Origin of the sequence: Marinobacter sp. SS13-12, from assembly GCF_030227115.1 — a bacterium.
In the GTDB taxonomy this organism is placed as follows: domain Bacteria; phylum Pseudomonadota; class Gammaproteobacteria; order Pseudomonadales; family Oleiphilaceae; genus Marinobacter.
Window position 1 is genome coordinate 136,825 of the sequence record NZ_JASSUA010000002.1, and the last position, 23,012, is coordinate 159,836.

Below are 23,012 nucleotides of genomic sequence, written 5' to 3' on the forward strand. Positions count from 1 at the left end.
GACAAGCCCAAACGAGGCGCGTATTTTCAGTATTTGGGCACCTGCTGTCAAGGCTTGGGGCCCGCTTTTTCAGAAAATTACACGTTGAACCGGAAGTGGATGACGTCGCCGTCCTGAACGATGTATTCCTTGCCTTCCAGGCGCCACTTGCCGGCATCCTTGGCGCCGGCTTCGCCGTTGTACTTGACGAAGTCTTCGTAGCTCACCACTTCGGCGCGGATGAAGCCACGCTCGAAGTCGGTGTGGATGACGCCGGCGGCCTGGGGGGCGGTTGCACCGACTTTCACGGTCCAGGCACGGACTTCCTTCACCCCGGCGGTGAAGTAGGTCTGCAGGTTCAGCAGGCCGTAGCCGCCGCGGATCACCCGGTCCAGGCCCGGTTCGTCCATGCCCATTTCTTCCAGGAACATCGACTTTTCATCGTCTTCCAGTTCGGAGATCTCGGCTTCCATCTTGTTGCAGATGGGGACTACCACCGCGTTTTCGGATTCGGCGATTTTGCGCACCGTATCCAGGTGAGGATTGTTCTCAAAGCCGTCTTCGCTGACGTTGGCGATATACATGGTCGGCTTCACGGTAAGCAGGCACAGCTCGCGGATCAGTGCCATCTGATCCTTGTCCAGGTTCATGCTGCGCACCGGCTTGCCTTCGTTCAGCACTGGCATCAACTTCTCGAACATCTCCAGTTGCGCCTTGGCTTCCTTGTCGCCGCTCTTGGCGACCCGCTGGACCCGCTTGATGGCTTTCTCGACGGTTTCCAGGTCGGCCAGCGCCAACTCGGTGTTGATCACCTCGATGTCCGAGGCCGGATCGATCTTGTTGGACACGTGAATAACGTTGCCGTCTTCAAAGCAGCGCACCACGTGGGCGATGGCATCGGTCTGACGGATGTTGGCCAGAAACTGGTTGCCCAGGCCTTCACCCTTGGAGGCGCCCTCTACCAGGCCTGCAATGTCGACAAACTCCATGGTCGTTGCGACCACTTTTTCCGGCTTCACGATCTCGGCGAGCTTGTTCAGGCGCGGATCAGGCATGGCAACCACGCCAGCGTTGGGCTCGATGGTGCAGAAGGGAAAGTTTTCGGCGCCAATGCCGGATTTGGTCAGCGCGTTGAACAGGGTGGATTTGCCGACGTTCGGCAGGCCTACGATGCCGCAGTTAAATCCCATGGAATGCCTCTGCTGGGTATGAAAAATTTGGCCGGATTATACCGGTGTATGGGGGTGTAAGCGAATAAGGGGAAATCTTCAGGGATGTCGGATTACGCCTGCGGCTAATCCGACCTACAGTGGGCCAGGCCTGGTGTAGGTCGGACTGGCATTTGTCGGATTACGCTTTGCTAATCCGACCTACGTGTGTCCGGGTGCTCGGTGTCGTTGTAGGTCGGATTAGCCGCAGGCGTAATCCGACAGAGGCCGGCTCAGGGGGTCGGCTTGAAACTATGGAGCCGGTTCATGGCAGCTGAGAGTTTGCCGCTGGCCGCATCCGGCAGCACGCGGATGATCTCGTCGATCACGGCGTTGAGTTCTTCGGTTTCCCGCTTGCCGAGGCGGCCGAGTACGTAGCCGGTTACCTGGCGGCTGTCGCCGGGGTGGCCGATGCCGATGCGCAGTCGCTGGAAGTCGTTGGTGCCCAGGTGGGCAATGGTGTCCCGCAAGCCGTTGTGTCCGCCGTGGCCGCCGCCTTTCTTGAGTTTGGCAGTGCCGGGGGGGAGGTCGAGCTCATCGTGGGCAACCAGAATCTGTTCGGGCTGAATCTTGAAAAAGTCCGCCAGTGCCTTGATGGAGAGGCCGCTGCGGTTCATATAGGTGGAGGGATTCAACAGGTGCAGGTCCAGACCCTGCATTTGAATGCGGGCATAGAGCCCGTGGTACTTCTTTTCGGGGCGGAGCGTCTGGCCCGCTTCACGGGCCAGCGCTTCGACGAACAGGGCGCCGGCGTTATGGCGGGTATTCGCATAGTCGGGGCCGGGGTTACCCAGCCCCACCACCATGAGAATATCCTGTGCCATTTGCCGTCGCCCTCGTCACTACAGTAGCGAAAGGAGCGATTACTCCTTGTCTTCGCCTTCTTCACCTGCTTCGCCTTCTTCGCCTTCACCGGTATCTTCGGTCTTGGCAGCGCGAGGCTTGTGGATTGCCACTACGGGCAGATCGTGATCTTCACCCTGCAGCAGTGCAGCGATACGAACGCCTTTGGACAGCTTCAGATCGCTCAGGTGAATAACCTGATCCATTTCCACTTCGCTCATATCAACTTCAATGAACTCTGGCAGGTTCTGCGGCAGACAGATGACTTCCACTTCGTTGATCTGGTGGTGAGCAACGCCGCCCTGGAGCTTGATGGCCGGTGCAGACTCTTCGTTCAGGAAGTGCAGCGGTACGTTGACGTGGATCTCGTGATCCTTGTCGACGCGCAGGAAGTCGGCGTGGGTCAGCAGCGGCTTGTACGGGTGACGCTGCAGATCTTTCAGGATCACGCTTTCTTTCTTGCCGTCCAGTTCGATGGTCAGAACGTGAGAGAAGAAGGCTTCGTTCTCCAGAGCTTTTTTCAGCTCGTTGTGCCAGATGGAGATAGAAACGGCTTCTTTTTTGCCGCCATAGACGATGGCGGGAATTTTCCGTTCCTCACGACGCAGGCGGCGGCTCGCACCTCTCCCCTGATCGCCACGAGGAAATGCTTCAATAAGAAATTCCTGAGACATGGTTATAACCTCACTTTTCACCCGAGCGGCCCGCGACCAGGTCCTGAACAGGTGACATTTTCGAAATGCCGGAAGCTTTTCCGGCGGACTAAACAGACCGGGAGCCCACTGGGCTCCCGGTCCGGATTCTTTTCAGTAAATCAGGTTGTTAGCTAATCAGGCGTTCTCGAACATCGCGCTGATAGACTCTTCGTTGCTGACGCGACGAATGGATTCTGCAAGCAGCCCAGCCATACTGAGGATGCGGATCTTATCACAATTGCGCGCTTTGTCACCCAACGGGATGGTGTCACAGACAACCAGCTCGTCCAGTTCGGAAGCGTTGAGGTTGTCAACAGCCGGTCCGGACAGGACGGGGTGTGTGATATAGGCGACCACTTTGGAGGCCCCGTGCTCTTTCAGAGCATTGGCGGCTTTGCACAGAGTGCCGGCGGTATCGATGATGTCGTCCACCAGGATACAGGTCTTGTCTTTCACATCACCGATAATGTGCATGACCTGGGATACATTGGCTTTCGGGCGACGCTTGTCGATGATGGCCAGGTCGGCATCGTCCAGGCGCTTGGCCACGGCGCGGGCACGAACAACGCCGCCCACGTCAGGGGATACCACAACAAAGTTTTCGAAACGCTGCTTTTCGATATCCTCGAGCATCACCGGCGTGGCGTAGATGTTATCCACCGGAATGTCGAAGAAGCCCTGGATCTGGTCGGCGTGCAGGTCCAGTGTCAGAACCCTGTCAACGCCAATATTGGAGATCATGTCTGCAACCACTTTCGCGCTGATGGCAACACGGGTGGAACGAACGCGGCGGTCCTGACGGGCGTAGCCGTAGTAGGGGATAACCGCGGTAACCCGGGTGGCGGAGGCACGACGCAGGGCGTCAGCCATCACGATCAGTTCCATCAGGTTGTCGTTGGTGGGGTTGCAGGTGGGCTGGATGATAAAGACATCATGCCCGCGAACGTTTTCATTGATTTCGACAGTGGTTTCACCGTCGCTGAACGTTCCAACGGTGGCCTGGCCCATGGGGATGTGGAGTTTCTGGGCGATGGCCTTGGCAAGCTCGGGATTGGCGTTGCCGGTAAAAATCATCAGTTTGGACACGACGGCATCCTTCTCGGTAACGGCGTTTGATTCAGAAGAAGCGGGAGAAAGGTGGCTGGGGTGGCAGGATTCGAACCTGCGCATGACGGGATCAAAACCCGTTGCCTTACCACTTGGCGACACCCCAGTATCGTGCTTTTTTGGCATCATTTCAGCTCTGTCAGCTTTTTGTGAAGTGGTGAAATGTTCACCCCTTGAGCTACGAACCCCGTGATGCCGGAGGGTTTGCTTTCCCAGATAATCCGGGCTGCGGATTCTGTCGGGAAACGTCCAAATATGCAAGCCCCGGTTCCGGTTAATCTTGCAGGTCCGAATTGTGCAAGCCACTCCAGGCTTTGATGAACCTCAGGATACAGTCTTCGAACTACATCCTCACAGTCGTTTCGGTACCTCGAGGCGTCTCCCTCAAAAGCGGGCGCTATTTTGATTCCGGGGGTATCCCTTGTCAACCCTTGCTCGGAAAAAATCTCTTTAGTGCTTATATCGCACGGTGGTTTTATAACCACAAACCAGTCTTCCGGAGGGTTGGCGTCGGTAAGCCGTTCACCCACGCCTTCACCCCACGCTGAGTGGCCACGAACGAATACCGGGATATCGGCGCCCAGGGCCAGTCCAAGCTCGGCCAGCTCGTCGAGAGAGCGGTCGAGACCCCACAGGTGATTCAGCCCCAGTAGCGTGGTGGCGGCATTGGAGCTGCCGCCACCCAGGCCGCCGCCCATGGGCAGTATTTTGTCGATGGCGATGCTGACGCCGGCAACCGGGTTGTTGGCCGTTGCCGCGAGTTGTCGGGCTGCGCGGAGGACCAGGTTGTCTTCGTCGGCTACGCCGGGCACGGATTGCTCGAGCACGATCCGGTCATCCGTGCGGGGCGTCAGGGTGATCGTGTCGCCATAATCCAGAAACTGAAACAGGGTCTGCAGTTCGTGGTAGCCATCGGGCCGGCGACCAAGGATGTGCAGGAACAGGTTCAGCTTTGCCGGGGAGGGTAATGCCAGGCGGGTCACCGGCCGTCTCCATCCGTCTGGTGCCAGGTGGTCACTACCAGCCTTACGCGTTTCTTGCCCTTGACTGCGGTGATCCGGGCCGGCAGGGGCGGATAATCGTTGATGAACGTTTGCCAGCGGTCGTAGCGGATTTCCCAGCCCAGCTGGCGGATGACGGCCAGCCGGTCCTGATCGTCAAAGAACAACCGGAAATCACCTTCAGGGCCGGGCAGGCCCCTTATCCACCAGGCCAGGCTGTTGATCGGCAGTTGCCAGCCGGTGGCGGCATTGACCAGGGCTTCCGGATCGCCGGACTGGTACCGCTCGCCGTCCGGAAGCGTGAGTTCGATAAAGCCGGGCATGCCCTCAAGGGTAGTGCGGCCCATGCCGAGGAAGGACGAGGACAGAGCCAGTTCGTAGGCTTCCTGGTCCTGTTTCCAATAGTTGATCACGGCAGTACCGCTGTCCGAGGGTTGGCGGACAGCCAGTTTGCCCGTCAGTTCCCAGTGCCGGAACTGGTCGCGTTGAGCGCTGGTTGTGCTCCAGTCCGCCGGTGGCTGCTCGGTCAGGCCTTCGGGCAGCGGGTCAACCTGCAGGGAAGTACAGCCACCCAGAATCAGGGCGGCGAGCGTCAGAGCAATCGCGTGAAATCTCACGGGGATTGCTCTCCGGTCAGCCTCTCAACGGTCTCGATCAGTATCGGGTGATCCGGGTCCTGCTCGAAACCTTCTTCCCAGATGATGCGGGCCTGTTCCTCTTCGCCGGTCTGCCAGAGTACTTCGCCGAAGTGGGCGGCCACCTCCGGGTCGGCATAGGCTTCCCAGGCGCGAGAAAGGTACTCAAGGGCTTTTTCGGTGTCACCCTGCTGATAGAGTACCCAGCCCATGCTGTCGAGGATGGCAGGGTTTTCCGGGTCAATTTCCAGCGCCCGCTCAATATAATCCCTGGCTTCCGCGTAGCGATTCGAGCGGGTAGTGATGATGTAACCCAGGGCATTAAGCGCAACCGCATTCTGTGGCTGCTCGTCAATGATCTGTCTCAGGTCTGCCTCCGCCTGCGCCGAATCGCCCATGGAGTCCAGCAGCATGGCGCGCGCATAGCGGATGCGAATATTGTCCGGGTAGTCTTCCAGGGCCTTGTTGGCCGCCTTCAGTGCCTGCTCGTTTTCCTCCCTGTCCAGTAGCAGGTTGATTTCCAGCAGGTGGAAGTTCTCTTCCTGCGCCGGGTTGTTCTCCCTCAGCTGTTGTATTGCGGCCAGTGCCTCGTCAAGATCGCCCTGCTCCGCCATGAGTTCGCTCGCCCGTGCCAGGGCGGGGAAGTAATAATTACCTTTCTCCACGTTGTTGTAGAAGCCGATGGCCTGCTCGGTGTTGTCCTCCTCGTCGGCAATCCGGCCCAGGTAATAATGGGCTTCATCGGTATGGTGGCCCTGTTCGATCAGCCGGGTCAGTTCTTCCTCTGCCAGGGCGCTCTGGCCGTTCTCAAGCGCCACAAGCGCGTGGGAAAGGCGTAGGCCGGGTACATTGGGGAAGCGCCTGACCAGCCGGCTGAATTCGTCCTGGGCTGCCTGCAGCTCACCTTCGCCGATCAGCATGCGGCCATAAAGAGTGCCCATCTGGCGGTTGTCGGGGAAGCGCCGGGTGTGACGCAGAAGGTGGTCGAGTGCCTTGCGCTTCTCGCCGGCCTGGTAGAGCAGGTCTCCTTTAAGAACCAGGGCGGGCTGGAAGTCGGGCTCATCGTTCAGCAGGGGAGTCAGTTTATCCAGGGCCTGCTGGGGTTCGCCGGTAACTTTCAACAGCAGGGCGATGCTGTACTGAAGTTCCGCATTGCCCGGGTGTCGTTGTTCCATTTGCCGGTAGAGCTGGAGCAGCTCCTGCTGTTGTTCGGGCGGCAGGTTGCCCGCCATGGCTGCGAGGCTGTCAAAGTCTGCATCACCACCCAGGTCCATGATGCGCTCCATGTGCCCCAGGGCAGTCTCCAGATCGTTGTTCTTTACCGCCTGGATGGCCGAGATCCGGTGCGCCTGCATGTTGTCCGGGTCCACATCCAGCCACAGTGTGGCCAGCTTCTTCTGGGCGTTGTCGGCGTTGAGGGACTGGGCAATGCGCATGGTTCTTTCGATCACTGCCTTGTCGCGGGACTGCTGGGCCGCTTTCATGTAATTGACAAGAGTGACGTCAAAGCGCCCGCGTTGGGCGGCTATCTCGCCGGACAGGAGCAGGTAGAGCACTTCAGGCTCGAAATCAGCGTAGCGGATTTCCGGTTCCTGATTCTTTTCCGCCGAAGGCCCGGTGTTTTCGGTATTTTCCGGCGACGTGTCGGGTTGCTGTTCCTGATCACCCTGGAGAAAAGCGCAGCCGGACAGGGAAAGCCCGAACAGGCAGGTAACAAGCAGTAATGCGGACTTTTGCATGCAACATCCCATGATCTGTGTACAGTGCACCTGATCGGCCGGAAGTGACTCTGGCGGCAGTCTCAGATGTGGCGTAATAAGACGAGGTTCTATGATGGCACAAGCGCCTGATATTGCCCAACCTGTCAGCAGTTCCCGATATCACTGTGGTTTTGGGTGGCGATAGAGGCCTCTGGCCGTTAAAATACCGTTAATTCTCCGTCTTCCGGCATAAGGCAGTCTAACCCCGATATGGCACTGGTCACCCTCGGAATCAACCATCGTACCGCACCGGTCGAGTTGCGTGAGCGCGTCGCGTTCACTCCCGAGCGCATGGCTGAGGCCTTTGCCGAACTGCGAGCCACCACCGGGGCCAGTGAGGCCGCCATCCTTTCCACCTGCAATCGCACCGAGCTTTACCTTGCCGGGGACGACGATTGTGCGCCCGCCGTGCTGCGCTGGCTGGCCGGATTCCATGACATGGAGGCCGGGGATCTGGAAGAAGTGCTTTATATTTACCGGGACTCGGAGGCTGTGCGCCATATCATGCGGGTAGCGGCCGGCCTGGATTCCATGGTTCTTGGTGAACCCCAGATCCTGGGGCAGCTCAAGGATGCCTACGCCCTGGCCCGGGAGCATAACGCCAGCGGAGCCTTCCTGTCGCGCCTGTTCGAGCAGACCTTCTCCGTGGCCAAGCGGGTACGCACCCAGACTGCCATTGGCGAGAACCCGGTGTCTGTCGCTTACGCCGCCGTCAGCATGGCGCACCATATTTTTGCGGACATGTCCCGCAACAAGGCCCTGCTGATTGGTGCCGGCAAGACCATTGAACTGGTCTCCCGGCATCTGGCGGATGCCGGCGTAACGAATTTTCTTGTTGCCAACCGCACCCTGGAACGTGCCCAGGCGCTGGCGGAGTCCCGTGGCGGGAAGGGGATTCTGCTCTCGGAGATTCCCGACCACCTGGCCGACGTGGATATCATCATTTCTTCCACCGCCAGCCCCCTGCCGATTCTGGGCAAGGGCGCTGTGGAGCGGGCGCTGAAAAAACGCAAGCACCGCCCCTATTTCATGGTAGATATCGCGGTTCCCAGGGATATAGAGCCGGAAGTCAGCTCGCTTGCGGACGTTTACCTCTATACCGTCGATGACCTGCGTCAGGTTATTGAAGAGAACGTACGCTCCCGCGAAGGGGCGGCCCGGGAAGCAGAAAACCTGGTCACTGACGGTGTACAACAGTTCCTCAGCCAGCTGCGGGCGCTGGATGCGGTGTCTACGCTCAAGCAATTCCGTCAGCGCGCAGAAACCCTGCGTGACGCGGAAACCGAGAAGGCCATCCGCGCGCTGCGCAATGGTGCCGACCCGGAAACCGTCTTGCGGGGCATGGCCCGGGGGCTGACCAACAAGCTGCTCCACGAACCTTCCATCCAGGTCAGGAAGGCGACAACCGAAGGCAGAACGGAAGTCACCGAATGGCTCCGAGAGCTGCATCAGCTTGATGCGCTGGATGCCGACGCGCCCATCATCCCGGAAAAACTATGAAGTCATCGATTCAGTCACGCCTTGAGCAGCTCACCGACCGCTTCGAGGAAGTCAGTGCGTTGTTGAGTGATCAGGGCACTATCGCCAATCAGGACAAATTCCGGGATCTTTCCCGGGAGTTCGCGGAAATTGAGCCCATTGTTCACTGCTTTCAGGCCTGGCAGAAATCCCGCGAAGATATCAGTGAAGCGGCAGAGCTGGCCCGCGATGGTGATGCTGACATGCGTGCCATGGCGGAAGAGGAGCTGAGCCTTGCGGAACAGAAAAGCGAGGAACTGGACGAAGAGCTGCAGCGCCTGATGCTGCCCAAGGACCCCAACGACGGCAAGAACGTGTTCCTGGAAATCCGTGCCGGCACCGGTGGTGACGAGGCCGCTATCTTCGCAGGTGACCTGTTCAGGATGTACATGCGATACGCCGAGCGCAAGCGTTGGCAGGTGGAGGTCATCAGTGAAAACGAGGGAGAGCATGGTGGCTACAAGGAAATTATCGCCCGTATCGCTGGCAGTGCGGTCTATGGCGCCCTGAAGTTCGAGTCCGGCGCCCATCGTGTGCAACGGGTTCCGGAAACCGAGTCCCAGGGCCGTATCCACACCTCTGCCTGCACGGTGGCGGTGATGCCGGAAGCGGACGAGGCCGAGGCTGTGGAAATCAACAAATCCGACCTGAGGGTGGATACCTTCCGTGCCTCCGGTGCCGGCGGCCAGCACGTGAACAAGACCGATTCTGCCATTCGTATCACCCATATCCCCAGCGGTATTGTGGTGGAATGTCAGGAAGAACGCTCCCAGCACAAGAACCGCTCCAAGGCCATGAGTTTTCTGGCCTCCCGTCTCCAGAACGAGGAAATCGAGCGCCAGCAGAAATCCATGGCGGCCACCCGCAAGAGCCTGGTGGGCAGCGGTGACCGCTCCGAGCGCATTCGTACGTACAATTTTCCTCAGGGCCGGGTGACCGACCATCGCATCAACCTGACCCTGTACAAGCTGGACGAAGTGATGTCCGGTGACCTGGACGCGGTTATCGTGCCCCTGCAGCACGAACATCAGGCCGATTTGCTGGCTTCACTGGCTGATGAGTGACGCGCCTTTATCCTGTGAGGCACTGCTGAAACAAGCCGCTGACGTTATCGGTGGCGATACCCCGCGCCTGGATGCCGAATTATTGCTCAGTGACGTGACCGGATGGTCCCGGACCACCTTCCGGGCCTGGCCTGAGCGTCAAGTGAACGTTGCCGAGGTTGCCCGATTCTGCACCCTGGTGGAGCAACGCTGTGAGGGCCGACCGGTGGCGCACCTGTTGGGCGAACAGGAATTCTGGTCACTGCCACTGAAGGTTAACCCCTGCACACTCATTCCCCGGCCCGATACCGAGTGCCTGGTAGAAGCCGCCTTGGCGCTGGAGTTGCCGGAAAACGCCAAAGTGCTCGATCTGGGCACCGGTACCGGCGCCATCGCGCTGGCGCTGGCCAGTGAACGGCCCGGCTGGCAGGTTTCCGCATCCGATGCCATCACCGAAGCGGTAGAACTGGCCGCGGAAAATGCCACCCGCCTGGGCCTGCCGGTGACGGTGAGGCAGAGCAACTGGTTTGCAGATCTGCCAGCTGGCTGCTTTGATCTGATTGTCTCCAACCCTCCGTACATTGCGGACACGGATCACCATCTGGGCGAAGGAGACGTACGGTTCGAACCGGCGTCGGCCCTTGTTGCCGGCAATGATGGCCTGGATGATATCCGGCGGATCACCGCCGAAGCGCCGGCCTGGCTCTCGCCGGGTGGCTGGCTGATGCTGGAACATGGTTATGAGCAGGGTGCGGCGGTGCGGCGGCTTTACACCGAATCAGGCTTCGCCAGTGTGGAAACCCGCCAGGATTACGGCCGTCGTGATCGCTATGCCCTTGGGAGAAAACACCATGCTGAATGATGAAGAACTGCTGCGCTACAGCCGGCAAATACTGATGCCCCGATTCGACATCGCCGGCCAGGCCAGACTGAAGTCTGCGCGCGTTCTGGTCGTTGGCGCCGGCGGCCTGGGTTGCCCGGTGGCTCTTTACCTCGGCGCTGCGGGTGTTGGCCATCTGACTCTGGCCGACGACGACAGTGTAGAGGTAGCCAACCTGCAGCGTCAGATAGCATTCGAGCAGTCCGATCTTGGCGAGTCCAAAGCTGAGCGTCTGGCTGATCGTGTGCGGCGTATAAACCCGGAGGTGTCAGTAACTGCATTGCCCGAACGACTGGAGGGGGACGAGCTACAGCGTCAGGTTGATTCTGCCAGCCTGGTGGTTGACTGCACGGACAACTTCAATACCCGTTTCGCCCTCAATCGCGCCTGTGTCGCGGCCCGTGTGCCACTGGTTTCTGGCGCGGCTATCCGCGGGGAAGGGCAGTTGGCGGTTTACGATGTGCGTGATGAAGCCAGCCCTTGTTACCACTGTTTGTATGCCGAACAGGGCAATGAAGACCTTACCTGTTCCGAGGCCGGCGTCATTGGTCCATTGGTTGGCATGATTGGCGCTTCCCAAGCCATGGAAGCCATCAAGGTAATCACCGGCGTTGGCAAAACCCTTACGGGCCGGTTGCTGATCCTCGATGCCTGGCAAATGGAATGGCGTGAAATGAAACTGGCAAGAGATCCGGGGTGCCCTGTTTGCGCAGGCCGGCGAACGGGGGAGTAGAAAACCGGCGGGTAAGCTCTACCAAAACACGCTGTAAATACGTCCCTGTACGCTCGGGCTCCGCCATCCCTGGCTCCGCACGGTTTTGGCCGAGCTTACCCGCCGGTTTCCCCCTACTTTTTCAGGGCCTGAAACTTTGCTATCGCCTCTTTTCTGCTTTCCTTGAGGTCAACAATCGGTCTCGGGTAGCCTCCCGGGATGACACCAGAGATCCAAGGCTGATGAATTCGCTTGCTATCCAGTTTCGCCAGCTCCGGAACATATTTACGGATGAATTCGCCATCGGGGTCGAAACGCTCACTCTGGGTGGCCGGATTGAAGACGCGGAAGTAGGGCGCTGAATCGGTGCCGGTGGAGGCGCTCCACTGCCAGCCGCCGTTGTTTGAGGCCAGGAATCCGTCGACCAGTTTCGACATGAAATAAGCCTCACCCAGGCGCCAGTCGATAAACAGGTTCTTGGCCAGGAACATGGCGGTGATCATCCGCAGGCGGTTATGCATCCAGCCGGTCTGGTTCAGCTGGCGCATGGCCGCATCCACAATGGGGATGCCGGTGTTGCCGTCCTTCCAGGCCTCAAACTTCTCGTCAGGTGAATTCCATTGCAAGGCCTCGGTCTCAGGCTTGAAAGCCCGGTGCATGCTCACCCTGGGGTAGTGGTAGAGGATGTTGATGTAGAAATCCCGCCAGGCGATTTCGTTGGTCCAGGTGGCCAGGCCTTCCTGATTGCCGCCCATGCCCTGATGCTGGCGGGCGGCAATCAGGCATTGTCTGCCGGAGAGCACACCGTTGGCCAGGTAGGGCGAAAGCATGCTGGTGCCATCCACCGCAGGCAGGTCCCTCAGATTCTTGTAGTCGCCCGCGCGGCTGTCGAGAAATTGCTCCAGTTGACGATGGGCTGCATCTTCGCCGGTTTCAACCAGGCGGGGAGGAAGGCTCTCGAAACCTTCGGGAGTCTCGTCAAAGCTGGATGCCTCGACGACATCGCCAACCGGCTCGGGGATGGCAAACAGGGTTGGCTGCGCTGCGTCGATCCAGCTACGCCATCGGCGGGAGAATGGGGTGAAGACAGAGTAGGGCTCTTCCTGCTGGGTCAGGATGCTGCCAACGGGTGCCACGGTCTGGTCCCGGTACTTTTTGACGCCGGTGCCAGTGGATCCGAGAGCCTGTTTCAGGGCTTTGTCCCTGCGTCTTTCGTTAACTCCGTATTCCTCGTTGAAGTGAACATGCCGGATACTCTCGCGCCGGCAGAATTCTTTGAGTTTTTCAGTGCTGTCCGTAAAGGTTGTTGCGGTGATAAACGATAGCGGAATACCCAGCTTTGCCAGCTCTTTCGACAGGGCGTTGGCGTGGTCCAGAACGAAGCAAACACGGGCCGGGGACCAGTCGTGCTCTCGCCACTGCTCCGGGGTGACGATAAAGCAGGCGCGTACCGGTTGCTGTTGTTTGCAGGCGGCAGTGAGGGCGGCGTTATCGGCCACGCGCAGGTCGTTTCGGAACCAGACGAGCTGAGTCATTGTGCTTCCTGTATCTGGTGGAGGGTTGATGACGACGATGGATATTCGCCGGAACGTGCTGATTGGATTATAGTTAATCGCAGAATTCATCAATAAAGGGCCGGAATGGCAACGAGTCTGGAAACACCGCAAACGATGCAGGATGGCCAATGGGGAGTACACTACGCGCTGGAACCCGGACAGACACAGTACCATGAGCTCTGCCATACACGGGTTTGGGCAACCTTGCTGGAGCAGGAATGGCAGATCCGTTATCAGCGCATGCCGGAAGACGACGATCAGGAACGCTGGCTGCAGCGGGTAACCGATACCCTACCGGATGCCGAACTGGGTGTTCAGCGATTTGTGCGGCCGGACGATGGTTGCCAGCTTCATTATCTGCCGGCCATGTCGAGCCTCGCCACGGTGATTCGTCCCTATCAGCCGCTGACCATTCCCGCCGACAGTGAATGCACGATCTACGTGGGCACGCTCCTGTGGATGCGAATTCAGGCCGGGAGCAAAGGGACACACCTGATGGAGCTGCCGCTGGCGGATCCGTCTCTCACCTGGGTCGGCCGGACTACGATGGAAGGGGAGCTTTGCTACTCTGCTGCCACTTTCGCGCGGCTGGTGCTGGATGCGGTGCCCAAACGCCCATGGCGTGCCATCACGCCCGTGAGAATTGTCAATGAACGGCAAGAACCGCTGTTGCTGGAGCGCTTTAATCTGCCAACCCCTCTGCTGTCGCTGCACCGTAATGAAAAGGGCCATCTGTGGACACCGGGTGTGACGGTTATCTGTGAAACGGATATGAATTCAGCGCGCCTGCGGGTTGACCATGATCTTATTGCTGCTGCCGGGCACTGCGAGCTGGTGGCTCCCGCCCGGGAGCAGACCGCTCGGGGTGGCCTGGTACGAGCCTACGACCGCATATTTGGCTGACAGATCCAGCTGTTTGTCGTTACCCATGCCGCAGATGGAGTTACCTTTTTGATTGAGCAGGTTGAAAGCAGTCTGATGCAGTTTTTCGGTGCCATTGCCTGGGGTAAGTGGATCAGCACCCTGTTTTTGCTGGTTCTCGGCATCGTGCTGGCTTCCTTCGCGGCCCGGGCCATTTCCCGGTTCATGGAGGATCGGGCCTCGCGTCACCACACCGTGATGGTAAGACGGCTGGTATTCTACCTGGTACTGGCCATATTCTTCTTTGCTGCGCTGAGGGAGGCTGGCTTTTCCCTGGATGTGGTGTTGGGTGCGGCCGGCATATTGACCGTTGCCATTGGCTTTGCCTCCCAGACCTCCGCCTCCAACATGATCAGTGGTCTGTTCCTGCTGGTGGAAAAGCCCTTTGAAATCGGTAACTTTATTGAGGTGGAGGGCACCATTGGCGAAGTCGTTTCCATTGATATGCTGAGTGTGAAGCTGCGTACGCCGGACAACCTCTATGTGCGCATCCCCAACGAAACGCTGATCAAGACCCGGGTGGTCAATCGCTCTCGCTTTCCCATCCGCCGAATGGACCTGACTGTAGGGATTGCCTACGCCGAGGATGTGGCGCGGGTGGAAAATCTATTGTTGGACCTGGCAAGACAAAGCAGTGTCAGTCTGGAGGAACCAAAGGCGTTTGTACTGGTGACCGGGTTTGGTCCATCCTCGATAGATATGCAGTTTTCTTTCTGGCTGCCTAGCGACAGGGTATTGCAAGGGCGCAGCCAGATGATGGTGGCCGTCAAGAAAATGCTCGATGAGGAAGGGATTGAAATCCCGTTCCCTCACACAAGTATCTATGCCGGAAGTCACTCCGAGCCTTTCCGGGTGGAACTGCTTCGGCCTCAGACCGACACCAACAAGGGAGAACCGGATGCCGACCAGAACGGATGAAGCCACCAAAGCCGGCCAGGCGCCGGACACCGACGGAAAGCTGGCCCTCGGCTGGCGTGAATGGGTTGCCTTGCCGGAGTTCGATATATCCCGTATCAAGGCGAAAGTGGATACTGGCGCTCGCACCTCGTGCCTTCACACGTTTCGTACCGAGCCATACACTGACAGCGGCGAGCGTCGGGTCCGCTTCTGGGTGCACCCTGTCCAGAATGATCTGCATCATGTGGTGGAATGCGATGCGTTGGTGCTGGACGAACGCAATGTGTCGGACTCCGGTGGTCACAAGGAGCTTCGGCTGGTGATCGAAACCCGCATCGTGCTCGGCGACACCGAATGGCCGATTGAAATGACCTTGACCAACCGTGACTCCATGCGTTTTCGTATGCTGCTTGGTCGAACGGCAATGGCCCGTCGCGCCATTGTACTTCCTGAATGCTCCTATCTTGCCGGTAAACCGGCCCTAAGGACGAAAAAATGAAAATTGCGATTCTGTCGCGTAACCGTCATCTCTACTCGACACGTCGTCTGGTGGAAGAGGGTGTTAACCGGGGCCATGAAGTGAAGGTGATTGACTGCCTGCACTGCTCCATGAATATTACCTCCGCTGACCCGAGGATCCACTACCACGAGGAAGTACTGGAAGACTTCGATGTGGTGATTCCCCGTATCGGTGCTTCGGTGACTTTCTACGGCACAGCGGTGCTGCGCCAATTCGAGATGATGGGGGTTTTTCCCGTCAACGAGTCCGTGGCCATTACCCGCTCCCGAGACAAGCTGCGCTCACTGCAACTGCTGGCCCGCAAGGGTGTGGGCATGCCGGTGACCGGGTTCGCCAACAAGCCCGATAACGTGCCGGAACTGCTGAAAATGGTGGGCGGTGCACCGGTGGTGATCAAGTTGCTGCAGGGTACTCAGGGCATTGGTGTGGTACTGGCGGAAACCCGCAAGGCGGCTGAAAGCGTGATCGAGGCCTTTATGGGCCTGAAAGCAGACATCCTGGTGCAGGAGTTCATCAAGGAAGCCGGTGGCGCCGATATCCGCTGTTTTGTCATTGGTGACAAGGTGATTGCAGCCATGAAACGCCAGGGTGGTGAAGGTGAATTCCGGTCCAACCTGCACCGCGGCGGCACTGCATCGCTGATTCGCATCACACCGGAGGAGCGTCGAACGGCAATTACTGCGGCCAAGTCCATGGGCCTCAACGTGGCCGGTGTGGATCTGCTGCGCTCCAGCCGCGGCCCGCTGGTGATGGAAGTCAACTCCTCGCCGGGCCTTGAAGGTATCGAGAATGCCACCGGTAAAAACGTGGCCGGCATGATCATGAACTGGACCGAGAAGAATCAGCAGCCCTGGAAAACCCGCACCAAGGGGAGGGGCTGAAATGGCCGCTCGGGCCCCCTTCGTCATGGCCGGCTATGAGATCAAGGCCGGAACCCGGCAGACCGTGGAAATACCGGTCGCCAAGTTGTATACCCACACACCGCTTCACGTTCCTGTTGAAGTGGTGCATGGCCGCCGCAGTGGCCCTGTGTTGATGGTGTGTGGTGCGATTCACGGGGATGAAATCAACGGTGTGGAAATCGTGCGCCGGGTGCTGACCAACTCCGCCTTGCGTCATCTGCGGGGTACCCTGGTTGCTGTGCCGATCGTTAACATCTTCGGATTTGTACAGCGTACCCGCTACCTGCCGGACCGCCGTGACCTGAACCGCTGCTTTCCGGGTACGGAGTCAGGCTCTCTGGGAGGGCGCATCGCTTACCTTTTGCGTACCCAGATCATGGAAAATGTTACCCATATTATTGACTTGCACACGGGGGCCATACACCGGTTCAACCTGCCACAGATTCGCGCAGAGCTGAAGAATCCGGAAACCATCCGCATGGCGGAAGCCTTCGGTGCGCCGATCATCATCAATGCCAGCTTGCGGGAAGGCAGCCTACGGGCCTACGCTGATTCCCAGGATATTCCGGTGGTGACCTTCGAGGGCGGAGAAGCCCTGCGGTTTGACGATGTCGTAATCTCCAGTGGCGTGAAAGGTGTGATCCGGGTGATGCGGGAGCTGGAAATGATTCCCGCCAAGAAGGGCCCTAAGGCGCCGAGAAAACGCTCGGAAACCGCCGCCAACTCGCAATGGGTACGTACCGACACAGACGGCATCATGCGCCCGGTGGCAAGCCTGGGGCAGAAGGTGCGCAAGGGCCAGAAACTGGCCATGGTTGCCGACCCGTTCGGCGAGTCCGAGACGGCCGTGCTCTCACCCTGTTCCGGCATTGTGATCTGTGTGAACAACCTGCCGCTGGTTAACGAGGGCGAGGCCATTTATCACATCGCCCGGTTCGATGAACTCAACGAGGCGGAAAAGGCCATGGATTATTTCCGCAGCAGCTACGAGGGGGACTTGGGCGACGATATGATTCCCGTTCACCCTTGGGATGACCGGCAGAGATAACGACGAGGTGGGCTATGATCTGGGATCAGACTTTTATTGAACTGGCGCCCCTGCCCAGGGGCTTTCACCTGGTGACCAATGAAATCCTGGCCCAGGCGCCTGCGTTGCAGAATTGCCAGGTAGGGCTGCTGCACCTGTTCATCCAGCATACCTCTGCCTCCCTGGCCATCAATGAAAACGCCGATCCGGACGTGCGCGGTGACCTTGAGCGGCATTTCAATGTGATGGTGCCACAGAACGCACCTCACTATGAGCACACCACCGAAGGCCCGGACGATATGCCTGCCCACATCAAAAGTGTTCTGGTTGGCCCGTCGCTCACTATTCCGGTGAACGATGGCCATCTGGCCCTGGGTACATGGCAGGGCATTTACCTGTGCGAGCACCGGGATAGTGCCGGCGGCCGGAAAATTGTGGCCACGTTGCAGGGGCGCTGGTAGAGGGCCGGTGTTAACGGCCGTTATTGGGCTGTTGTTTCAACCGGCTCGTACCCGAAACTGTTTCTGCCGCTCTCCTTGACCTTGTAAAGCGCCTTGTCGGCCGCACTGACAAGGTCCTCCATTGTAAGGTCGCTGTGGGGTACCACCGTTGAAACTCCGATGCTGATGGTCAGGTAGGGCTCAACCGGGTTGCAATCGTGCTCAATTCCGGCCGCGATGATCTGCTCCCGTATCAAGGCAGCAATCTCCATGGCGGCATCGACATCGGTTCCCGGAAGCACCAGCAGGAATTCCTCGCCGCCGTAGCGGGCTGCCATGTCGGATTTCCGCTGCACAGCGTTCTCCAGAATAGCCGCAACCTGCTTCAGGGCGTCGTCTCCCGCCTGGTGCCCATACCGGTCATTGTAGCGTTTGAAATGGTCAATGTCGGCAAGCATGACAGTGAGAGGGTCGCCGGTTCGGCTCAGGATTTCCCACGCCTGTTGCAGCTTCTTTTCAAGAGCCAGCCGGTTTGAAAGACCGGTAAGAGGGTCGTGCTCGGACAACCGTTTCAGTTCGGCATTGGCGCTCTGGAGCTCGCTCTGGATTTCAAGCACCTTTTGATGCTTTGACGTCAGCTCGGCATTCAGCCGCAACAGTTCCGTATTGTTTGACTCGATCACCCCCAGCATGGAATTGAACTCCCGGGACAGGGCTCCGATTTCATCGTTGTTTTTGATGCTGGCCCGAAGGGAGTAGTCCATGGCATCGGAAATACTGGCTATATCGGCTTTCAGACTCATGATCGGCTTCACGATCATCCACCGGAACAGTGCCAGCAAAGCTGCTGCGAGAACGGCGCACAGGAACACGAGCAGTGCCACGCCATAGAAGGTGATTTCTTTACCCAGCTCAGTGATTTCGCGCGGTAGAATCGCGGTTGCCCGCAAGCCAGGTGTGCCCTCGATGCTGTAAATCTTTGAGGCGGAGAGTGTACTCCGGTCAATGGTTTCAAGTGTGTACGTATCCGCGCTGGCCGGAACCCCGGTATCCGGGACCGGTTCGATACTGAACTCCAGGACAATCTGCTCTGAAAGCGTGCTGACCAGCTCTTCATCCAGAAACTGGCCAAACACCACATACCCCTGGTGTGGGCCAGAGCCATCGCTTTTCACGATCGGGCGCATGGCAAAGAGAACCGGAATGCCATCCACCTCGACAATGCCGCTGGTGCTCTGGTCATCGATGTATGCCTCGGTGTCAATCCGCTGTCTGAAGCCTGCTATGGCTGCGACAGCCGCATCGAGGTAGCTTTCTGACAGATCGACGTAGTCGCCTTCAGGTGGAAAGTCGAAAACCCTTCCCCAGACGGGTTGCCCGTCAAGGTCGAGGAACAGGGCAACATCGAACCCGAAGTTCAGAAAGGTGTCCGGATACAGATTGGACTCGATGTACTCCGGATCACCGGTTTGAATGAACGAATAGGTGTCATTCCATGCCGACCAGTCGTAAACGGTGAAATCGATAGTTTCACGCTGGGCTTCCAGCCGCCGGACGACCCGGTCAATGTTGTTCCTGGCGTAATCGACCTCGATATCATGAAAGGCGGGATAGATAACATTGCGCTGGATAAAAAAGGCTGACACCGAAAGCAAAAGCCCCATCAACAGAATCAATGCGGTGGTTTTTGCAGAAATCGACATGGCATTGGGCCTTGCGTACGGGCGGCTGTTCCGGAGTGGGCTGGGTTCAGTCTCACTATCAAGGCTGACCTGATTATAGTTTGACCAGTTACGTTTCCCGATGGAAGGCATTGGACAAGATTTGACAGTCTTGGCCGATCTCCACCCATTGCAGGGTTTTAATGGGTGTGTTTCTACCCATTTTGATGTTCTGAAATGCCATTTTATTCAATAGGATATTGTTTTAAAAAAAGTTTCCGAACCTGGTCTGCTCCTTGCTCCCTTCCCGTCACTGAAGCCTGCTGTGCTTCGTTGAGCACCCAACAAACATAATGAAACAGGGAGCACCCTCTATGAAAACCCAAGCCGTAATTGCGTTGGCACTTGCCTCTACTTTCGCTGTTACCAGTCCGGTTGTTGCACAGGACAAGTCCGGCTGGCCAGACAACTTCACGGTTGGTACTGCCAGCCAGGGCGGAACCTACTTTGCGTATGGTTCCGGGTGGGCCAATTTTGTTGCCGATAACCTGGGCGTGTCTGGTGGTGCCGAAATCACCGGTGGCCCGATGCAGAACATGGCGCTGGTACACACCGGAGATCTGCAGTTCGGTCTGACCACCATGGGCCCCGCCCGGGAGTCCATGGAAGGTAACAGCCCGCTCGCACCGGGTCTGAACATGGATAACGTCTGCGCCATCTTCCCGATGTACCAGACGCCCTTCTCCGTTACGGCACTGTCTGATTCTGGCATTACCTCGATTTCAGACATTCCCGATGGCGCGACCATTGGCTTCGGGCCCGCCGGCTCCACCTCTGATACCTATTTTCCGCGCATGATGGAAACCCTGGGGGTGAACTTCGAGCGCCGCAACGGTAGCTGGTCAGACCTGGGTACCCAGTTGCAGGATGGCCTGATCGACGTGATTGCCTTCGCTGCCGGCATTCCCATCCCGGCCGTCAGCCAGCTGGAAGTTCAGACCGACGTGAACATCATCGGCATGACCGACGCAGAAGCCGAGAAGATCACTGGTAACTTCCCGGTTTCCGAGTTCATCATTCCGGCGAGCACTTACCAGTCCCTGGAAGAAGATTCCCGTGTGGTATCCATGTGGAACTTCGCCATCGCCAACTGTGACGTTCCGGAAAGCCTGGTGTATGAAATTACCAAGCTGACCATGGAGAACAACGATCAGATGGTGTCGATCCACAAGGCGGCACGCACGTCGATCCCGGAAAACTACGACAAGAACAACGTTCTGCCCTGGCATCCGGGTGCGGCTCGCTGGTTCAACGAAAATGGTTACGAGATTCCCGAAAGCGAGATCAAGTAACTATCGTTGCGTGTCAGGGGGTTCGGCCGGGCCCCCGTCGGCGGCCGGCTTAATGCCGGCCCAGTTTTTCTGTAGACAGGGCTTATCATGACCACCGAACACTCCCCCAAGGATTCGACCCCGACGGTAATGTCGGACGAGGACCATATTCTTGCCCACAACGTGGACGAGGAGCCCGTTGAGGCCAATCGACGAATGTTTGATGGCTGGTTGCTGAAATTCGTTACCTTGCTGACGATCGGCTATTCATCATTCCACCTTATCTCGCTGAACATTGCTCCGATGGAAACCTGGAGTTATCGTATTGTCCACGTGGCGGGCGCCCTGGTGCTGGGGTTTATACTGTACGCCGGTGCCAGGTTTGCCACCCGGGAAGAGGGTGGCGTACGTCATAAGTGGACCACCTGGGTTGGTGGCGTTGCCCTGTTGCCTGCCCTTTACGCGCTCTACCAGACGTTTTCCTTCAGCCAGATAGTGGCCGGCGGCGCCCTGCGTATTCCGCCGGAGCTGGAAACCTGGCATTTTGGCTGGCCTCTGCTGGCAGCCACCGCCATTGGTATTGTTCTGAGCTGGTTCCACCAGCGTGAGCGCTCGCGGTTCAGCGTACCCGATCTGGCGCTGATCGTGTGCTCGATTGCCGTCGCGGCCTATTTCCTGGTGGCTTACAACACGAATATGCGTATGAGCACGGGCACCTCGTTTGCGCCCGTGGGCATTTCTTTCGCCGCCGTTGCCGGCACCGCCCTGATCATGGAGCTGACCCGCCGGGTTGCCGGTCTGGCGCTGGTGGTGATTGGCCTGGTGTTCCTGGTGTATGTGTTTGCCGGTCCCTACCTGCCTGGCTTCCTCGGATACCCCGGATTGTCGGTGCAGCGCTTCTTCAGTCAGGTGTATACCGATGCCGGTATTCTGGGGCCCACCACAGCGGTTTCTTCAACCTACATTATCCTGTTCATTGTTTTTGCCGCTTTCCTGCAGGCGTCGAAGGTGGGCGATTACTTCGTGAACTTCGCCTTTGCGACGGCCGGTCGTTCCCGTGGCGGTCCGGCCAAAGTGTCGATCTTTGCTTCGGGTCTGATGGGTATGATTAACGGCACCAGTGCCGGCAACGTGGTTTCTACTGGCTCGCTGACTATCCCGCTGATGAAAAAGGTGGGGTACTCCAAGAAATCCGCCGGTGCGGTCGAGGCTGCTGCGTCGACCGGCGGACAAATCATGCCTCCGATCATGGGGGCGGGCGCCTTCATCATGGCGGAAATCACCGGTATACCCTATACCGAAATTGCCATTGCGGCGATCATTCCTTCGATCCTGTACTTCGCATCGGTCTATTTCATGGTGGATTTCGAGGCAGCGAAAATGGGCATGCGTGGCATGCGTGAGGATGAACTGCCGAAGCTTCGTAAGCTGATCAAGCAGGTGTACCTGTTCATTCCCATCATCATTCTGATCTATGCCCTGTTCCAGGGGTATTCGGTGATTCGCGCCGGTACGCTGGCTACGGTGTCTGCTGCGGTGGTGAGCTGGTTGACGCCCAACAGGATGGGGATACGCTCCATTCTGCGGGCGCTGGATATTGCGTCCATGATGGCGATCCAGATTATCGTGGTGTGTGCCGCTGCCGGTATTATTGTGGGTGTGATTTCACTCACCGGTGTTGGTGCCCGGTTCTCGGTACTGCTGCTGGATGTGGCCGAGGCCAGCCAGCTGCTGGCGCTGGTTTTCGCCATGTTCATTTCCATCCTGCTAGGCATGGGGATGCCAACAACCGCAGCTTATGCGGTGGCCGCGTCGGTCGTGGCGCCGGGCCTGGTGAAACTGGGAATTGACCCGCTCACAGCGCACTTCTTTGTATTCTACTTTGCTGTGGTGTCGGCCATCACGCCTCCGGTTGCCCTGGCGTCCTATGCGGCGGCCGGTATTTCCGGGGCCAATGCCATGGAAACGTCGGTGGCTTCGTTCAGGATTGGCATCGCGGCATTTATCGTACCGTTCATGTTCTTCTACAACAGTGCGCTGTTGATGGACGGGGACTGGTTTGTTATCGCCCGCGCCCTGGTCACCGCAACCTTTGGTGTGTACCTGCTGTCTGGTGGCGTATTGGGCTGGTTCGGCAAGGTCAGCGCGCCCTGGCTGGTTCGTATCATGCTGATTGTCGCGGCGCTGCTGATGATCGAAGGTGGGCTGTGGACGGATATGACTGGCGTTACCCTCGCGGTAATCTCATTCCTGATCCAGCGCCAGCGCAGACAGCGCATTGCGCCCATGGCAGTCTGATCCCGCAGAAAGCAGGTCAATCGCACCGGTGTGCGGTTGTCCTGCCCAATGCCGGGCGTTACGCTAGCAGTTTTCTCG

21 protein-coding genes and 1 tRNA gene are annotated in these 23,012 nt (G+C 58.3%); 12 read left to right on the forward strand and 10 right to left on the reverse strand.

Annotated features, from left to right (window positions below):
- Positions 1-77 precede the first annotated feature (77 nt).
- From ychF to QPL94_RS13645, 8 genes are all read right to left on the reverse strand, one after another.
- Positions 78-1,169, reverse strand: coding sequence for a redox-regulated ATPase YchF (gene ychF, locus QPL94_RS13610; protein WP_285358090.1), 1,092 nt, complete (start codon positions 1,167-1,169; stop codon positions 78-80).
- A gap of 251 nt (positions 1,170-1,420) precedes the next feature.
- Complete coding sequence (pth, locus tag QPL94_RS13615) at positions 1,421-2,011, reverse strand: aminoacyl-tRNA hydrolase (protein ID WP_285358091.1); 591 nt, start codon at positions 2,009-2,011, stop codon at positions 1,421-1,423.
- 39 nt (positions 2,012-2,050) lie between these two features.
- The gene (locus QPL94_RS13620; RefSeq protein ID WP_285358092.1) at positions 2,051-2,704 is read right to left on the reverse strand and encodes a 50S ribosomal protein L25/general stress protein Ctc; all 654 of its coding nucleotides are present in this window, start codon (positions 2,702-2,704) and stop codon (positions 2,051-2,053) included.
- A 156-nt stretch (positions 2,705-2,860) separates the two neighbouring features.
- Positions 2,861-3,811: a ribose-phosphate diphosphokinase gene (locus tag QPL94_RS13625; RefSeq protein ID WP_285358094.1), complete on the reverse strand. Its 951-nt coding sequence runs from the start codon at positions 3,809-3,811 to the stop codon at positions 2,861-2,863.
- 52 nt (positions 3,812-3,863) lie between these two features.
- A tRNA-Gln gene (locus tag QPL94_RS13630) sits at positions 3,864-3,938 on the reverse strand.
- A gap of 19 nt (positions 3,939-3,957) precedes the next feature.
- A complete protein-coding gene (gene ispE, locus QPL94_RS13635) occupies positions 3,958-4,815 on the reverse strand; it encodes a 4-(cytidine 5'-diphospho)-2-C-methyl-D-erythritol kinase (protein ID WP_285358095.1) in 858 nt (285 codons plus the stop codon).
- Positions 4,812-5,450 (reverse strand): lipoprotein insertase outer membrane protein LolB, encoded by a 639-nt coding sequence (gene lolB, locus QPL94_RS13640; protein ID WP_285358096.1) that lies wholly within the window; start codon positions 5,448-5,450, stop codon positions 4,812-4,814. The genes ispE and lolB overlap by 4 nt, the downstream gene beginning before the upstream one ends.
- Positions 5,447-7,207, reverse strand: a complete 1,761-nt coding sequence (locus tag QPL94_RS13645) for a tetratricopeptide repeat protein (protein ID WP_285358098.1) — start codon at positions 7,205-7,207, stop codon at positions 5,447-5,449. Before QPL94_RS13645 ends, lolB begins: the two co-directional genes overlap by 4 nt.
- A gap of 231 nt (positions 7,208-7,438) precedes the next feature.
- On the opposite strand from QPL94_RS13645, the gene hemA reads away from it, so the two are divergent.
- From hemA to QPL94_RS13665, 4 genes are read left to right on the forward strand one after another with little or no spacing between them, the layout of a single operon-like run.
- On the forward strand, positions 7,439-8,728 hold the full coding sequence (gene hemA / locus QPL94_RS13650) for a glutamyl-tRNA reductase (RefSeq protein WP_285358099.1): 1,290 nt from the start codon (positions 7,439-7,441) through the stop codon (positions 8,726-8,728).
- On the forward strand, positions 8,725-9,810 hold the full coding sequence (gene prfA / locus QPL94_RS13655) for a peptide chain release factor 1 (protein ID WP_285358100.1): 1,086 nt from the start codon (positions 8,725-8,727) through the stop codon (positions 9,808-9,810). Before hemA ends, prfA begins: the two co-directional genes overlap by 4 nt.
- Entirely contained in the window at positions 9,803-10,651 is an 849-nt protein-coding gene (gene prmC / locus QPL94_RS13660) for a peptide chain release factor N(5)-glutamine methyltransferase (RefSeq protein ID WP_285358102.1), read from the forward strand. The genes prfA and prmC overlap by 8 nt, the downstream gene beginning before the upstream one ends.
- Positions 10,641-11,402: a HesA/MoeB/ThiF family protein gene (locus tag QPL94_RS13665; RefSeq protein ID WP_285358104.1), complete on the forward strand. Its 762-nt coding sequence runs from the start codon at positions 10,641-10,643 to the stop codon at positions 11,400-11,402. The genes prmC and QPL94_RS13665 overlap by 11 nt, the downstream gene beginning before the upstream one ends.
- 113 nt (positions 11,403-11,515) lie before the next feature.
- Here QPL94_RS13665 and phrB read toward each other — a convergent pair whose 3' ends face one another.
- Positions 11,516-12,916 (reverse strand): deoxyribodipyrimidine photo-lyase, encoded by a 1,401-nt coding sequence (gene phrB, locus QPL94_RS13670; protein ID WP_285358107.1) that lies wholly within the window; start codon positions 12,914-12,916, stop codon positions 11,516-11,518.
- Between the two features lie 105 nt (positions 12,917-13,021).
- Here phrB and QPL94_RS13675 point away from each other — a divergent pair, with 105 nt between their 5' ends.
- Genes QPL94_RS13675 through QPL94_RS13700 form a run of 6 tightly spaced genes read left to right on the forward strand, consistent with a single transcriptional unit; the run spans position 13,022 to position 17,665 of the window.
- A complete protein-coding gene (locus QPL94_RS13675; protein ID WP_285358109.1) occupies positions 13,022-13,840 on the forward strand; it encodes a DUF432 domain-containing protein in 819 nt (272 codons plus the stop codon).
- A 48-nt stretch (positions 13,841-13,888) separates the two neighbouring features.
- Positions 13,889-14,776, forward strand: a complete 888-nt coding sequence (locus QPL94_RS13680) for a mechanosensitive ion channel family protein (protein WP_502881548.1) — start codon at positions 13,889-13,891, stop codon at positions 14,774-14,776.
- Positions 14,757-15,254: an ATP-dependent zinc protease family protein gene (locus QPL94_RS13685; protein WP_285358111.1), complete on the forward strand. Its 498-nt coding sequence runs from the start codon at positions 14,757-14,759 to the stop codon at positions 15,252-15,254. Before QPL94_RS13680 ends, QPL94_RS13685 begins: the two co-directional genes overlap by 20 nt.
- Positions 15,251-16,156, forward strand: coding sequence for a 30S ribosomal protein S6--L-glutamate ligase (gene rimK / locus QPL94_RS13690; RefSeq protein ID WP_114613449.1), 906 nt, complete (start codon positions 15,251-15,253; stop codon positions 16,154-16,156). Before QPL94_RS13685 ends, rimK begins: the two co-directional genes overlap by 4 nt.
- A 1-nt stretch (position 16,157) precedes the next feature.
- Positions 16,158-17,225 carry a succinylglutamate desuccinylase/aspartoacylase family protein gene (locus QPL94_RS13695; protein WP_285358112.1) on the forward strand — a complete coding sequence of 356 codons (1,068 nt, stop codon included), beginning with the start codon at positions 16,158-16,160 and terminating at the stop codon, positions 17,223-17,225.
- Between the two features lie 14 nt (positions 17,226-17,239).
- Positions 17,240-17,665, forward strand: coding sequence for a secondary thiamine-phosphate synthase enzyme YjbQ (locus tag QPL94_RS13700; protein ID WP_285358113.1), 426 nt, complete (start codon positions 17,240-17,242; stop codon positions 17,663-17,665).
- Between the two features lie 20 nt (positions 17,666-17,685).
- Here QPL94_RS13700 and QPL94_RS13705 read toward each other — a convergent pair whose 3' ends face one another.
- The gene (locus QPL94_RS13705) at positions 17,686-19,347 is read right to left on the reverse strand and encodes a sensor domain-containing diguanylate cyclase (RefSeq protein ID WP_285358115.1); all 1,662 of its coding nucleotides are present in this window, start codon (positions 19,345-19,347) and stop codon (positions 17,686-17,688) included.
- A gap of 332 nt (positions 19,348-19,679) precedes the next feature.
- Between QPL94_RS13705 and QPL94_RS13710 the strand changes: the two genes are divergently transcribed.
- Together QPL94_RS13710 and QPL94_RS13715 are read left to right on the forward strand one after the other, a co-directional pair.
- Positions 19,680-20,657: a TAXI family TRAP transporter solute-binding subunit gene (locus tag QPL94_RS13710; protein ID WP_285358117.1), complete on the forward strand. Its 978-nt coding sequence runs from the start codon at positions 19,680-19,682 to the stop codon at positions 20,655-20,657.
- 87 nt (positions 20,658-20,744) lie between these two features.
- On the forward strand, positions 20,745-22,934 hold the full coding sequence (locus QPL94_RS13715; protein ID WP_285358118.1) for a TRAP transporter permease: 2,190 nt from the start codon (positions 20,745-20,747) through the stop codon (positions 22,932-22,934).
- Positions 22,935-23,012: the final 78 nt, after the last annotated feature.

What these genes read in the sequence shown, in the direction of transcription:
- ychF (WP_285358090.1), bottom strand. Translation starts at nt 1,169, where the DNA reads ATGGGATTTAACTGCGGCATCGTAGGCCTGCCGAACGTCGGCAAATCC.
- pth (WP_285358091.1), bottom strand. Translation starts at nt 2,011, where the DNA reads ATGGCACAGGATATTCTCATGGTGGTGGGGCTGGGTAACCCCGGCCCC.
- QPL94_RS13620 (WP_285358092.1), bottom strand. Translation starts at nt 2,704, where the DNA reads ATGTCTCAGGAATTTCTTATTGAAGCATTTCCTCGTGGCGATCAGGGG.
- QPL94_RS13645 (WP_285358098.1), bottom strand. Translation starts at nt 7,207, where the DNA reads ATGCAAAAGTCCGCATTACTGCTTGTTACCTGCCTGTTCGGGCTTTCC.
- hemA (WP_285358099.1), top strand. Translation starts at nt 7,439, where the DNA reads ATGGCACTGGTCACCCTCGGAATCAACCATCGTACCGCACCGGTCGAG.
- prfA (WP_285358100.1), top strand. Translation starts at nt 8,725, where the DNA reads ATGAAGTCATCGATTCAGTCACGCCTTGAGCAGCTCACCGACCGCTTC.
- prmC (WP_285358102.1), top strand. Translation starts at nt 9,803, where the DNA reads ATGAGTGACGCGCCTTTATCCTGTGAGGCACTGCTGAAACAAGCCGCT.
- QPL94_RS13665 (WP_285358104.1), top strand. Translation starts at nt 10,641, where the DNA reads ATGCTGAATGATGAAGAACTGCTGCGCTACAGCCGGCAAATACTGATG.
- phrB (WP_285358107.1), bottom strand. Translation starts at nt 12,916, where the DNA reads ATGACTCAGCTCGTCTGGTTCCGAAACGACCTGCGCGTGGCCGATAAC.
- QPL94_RS13675 (WP_285358109.1), top strand. Translation starts at nt 13,022, where the DNA reads ATGGCAACGAGTCTGGAAACACCGCAAACGATGCAGGATGGCCAATGG.
- QPL94_RS13685 (WP_285358111.1), top strand. Translation starts at nt 14,757, where the DNA reads ATGCCGACCAGAACGGATGAAGCCACCAAAGCCGGCCAGGCGCCGGAC.
- rimK (WP_114613449.1), top strand. Translation starts at nt 15,251, where the DNA reads ATGAAAATTGCGATTCTGTCGCGTAACCGTCATCTCTACTCGACACGT.
- QPL94_RS13695 (WP_285358112.1), top strand. Translation starts at nt 16,158, where the DNA reads ATGGCCGCTCGGGCCCCCTTCGTCATGGCCGGCTATGAGATCAAGGCC.
- QPL94_RS13700 (WP_285358113.1), top strand. Translation starts at nt 17,240, where the DNA reads ATGATCTGGGATCAGACTTTTATTGAACTGGCGCCCCTGCCCAGGGGC.
- QPL94_RS13705 (WP_285358115.1), bottom strand. Translation starts at nt 19,347, where the DNA reads ATGTCGATTTCTGCAAAAACCACCGCATTGATTCTGTTGATGGGGCTT.
- QPL94_RS13710 (WP_285358117.1), top strand. Translation starts at nt 19,680, where the DNA reads ATGAAAACCCAAGCCGTAATTGCGTTGGCACTTGCCTCTACTTTCGCT.
- QPL94_RS13715 (WP_285358118.1), top strand. Translation starts at nt 20,745, where the DNA reads ATGACCACCGAACACTCCCCCAAGGATTCGACCCCGACGGTAATGTCG.